1 protein-coding gene is annotated in these 281 nt (G+C 46.3%); it reads left to right on the top strand.

Annotated features, from left to right (window positions below; genetic code table 11):
- Positions 1-281, top strand: a 281-nt coding sequence (locus WEIDD23_RS12505) for a PfkB family carbohydrate kinase (RefSeq protein WP_242865536.1), incomplete at both ends; no start/stop codon positions are given.

Below are 281 nucleotides of genomic sequence, written 5' to 3'. Positions count from 1 at the left end.
GATATCAGTTTGAACAGTTTGAAAATCGCTGGTCAACAATTAATTGCTGGCGGTGCCCAACAAGCAATTATTTCGCTCGGTGGTGATGGCGCATTACTATTTGCCAATAACCATGTGTACTTTGCTGAACCAATCGCAGGGGACTTACAAAACTCAGTTGGGGCTGGGGATTCGATGATTGGTGGTTTCTTAGCACAGTGGACAATTGAAGAAGACCCGGTGACTGCATTTAAATTGGGGGTCGCAAGCGCAACCGCAACGGCATTTAGCGAAGATATTGC

It is taken from the genome of Weissella sp. DD23 (assembly GCF_001579105.1).
GTDB classification, from domain to species: Bacteria; Bacillota; Bacilli; order Lactobacillales; family Lactobacillaceae; genus Weissella; species Weissella cibaria.
This window is presented reverse-complemented; position numbering and strand designations above follow the sequence as displayed.